The sequence below is a fragment of the Exilibacterium tricleocarpae genome (genome assembly GCF_007004655.1).
Taxonomy (GTDB): Bacteria; Pseudomonadota; Gammaproteobacteria; order Pseudomonadales; family Cellvibrionaceae; genus Exilibacterium; species Exilibacterium tricleocarpae.
Genome location: NZ_ML660154.1, coordinates 1 through 1,147 on the forward strand (window position 1 = coordinate 1; position 1,147 = coordinate 1,147).

2 protein-coding genes are annotated in these 1,147 nt (G+C 41.8%); both read left to right on the top strand.

Annotated features, from left to right (window positions below; genetic code table 11):
- Positions 1–654 (top strand): hypothetical protein (locus tag FKG94_RS28920; protein ID WP_179957862.1); only part of this gene is annotated, 654 nt, incomplete at its 5' end.
- Between the two features lie 11 nt (positions 655–665).
- Positions 666–1,100, top strand: a complete 435-nt coding sequence (locus FKG94_RS28595) for a hypothetical protein (RefSeq protein ID WP_142930360.1) — start codon at positions 666–668, stop codon at positions 1,098–1,100.
- Positions 1,101–1,147: the final 47 nt, after the last annotated feature.

A 1,147-nucleotide genomic window follows, 5' to 3' on the forward strand; every position in this document is an offset into this window, starting at 1 on the left:
AAGTTGGCGTTTGATGCGACGGTGAAGGCGGTTGGGGGTGATAGTCGCGGGGCGGATGATACGGAGCCGAATCCGAGTTCGTTTGATCGGGTTTTGGGGTGGGTGTTGAAGGCGGCTACGGAGAAGGCGGAGGCGGTTGAAGAGGGTGCACAAAAGGGGCAAGCTGCTCTTGATCTAATTAGTAAGCACAAAAATACAATCATAAGTGCTGCTCGTGCTAGGGGAGTAAATCCACAGCATGTGGCTAGCATCATATTCCAAGAAAAGTACCACGGCAATTGGGCTAGCCTAAAAAATGGACCTGCTTGGGTCATGATTACAGCCGGAGCCAATGATGCCAGTGTTGGTTTGGCAGAAATGGACATAAATACTGCCGCGAGGCTTTTAGATGTAGATGTTTCCATGATGAGTAGAGCTACAAGAAACCAAATAATAAAGCTTTTGGCAAATGATCAATCTGCTATATCTTTAATTGCACTAAATGTTGCTAGCTTCCAGACAAGACTGGGGCGGCCGGTTACTCTACAGGAAGCCACCTATGGTCATAATGCTGGTATAGATGCTTTAGCTAGAGATTTGCCTATCAATCAAGGCTCTCCTATAGCTAGAAGGTCATGGGGGCATCAAGGTGCGATTTCGGATGCTTTAAGGTAGTGGTGGTTAATGTGAAATATTTTAGACCTATAATTATTTTTTTAGCGTTGCTTCAAGTGCTATTAAGTTTTTTATTTTATAAATTCGGTAGTCTTTATTTCTTCCTTGATGAACGATCTGAGGTGATGCCTGTTAGTAGTTTAGTTAGCCAAGGTGGTGGAGAGGACTTGTTGATTGGTGCTGGGTGCTTTCTGTTTTTTATCTTGAGCTTTTTTAATTTTATTCGCTTAAAATTTGAAGTGGTTTTTTTTGACTTTTTTATTTTATTTATCGCTTTGGCTGTACAGGCTGTTTCTTTAGTGATGATTGAAGTGGCTTCTTTCTCAATAAGTATTGCTCAAGTAAATGGCTGGATATTGATAGCGTGGTTTATTGGTTATGCTTCTCTATGGTTGATATTCTTTGCTTTTTCGATCAATAAGATCAGTCAGGTGAAGGGAATATAAGGAGGAATAGGGGACACAGGGGAATAGGGGACACTGATAACTTAATG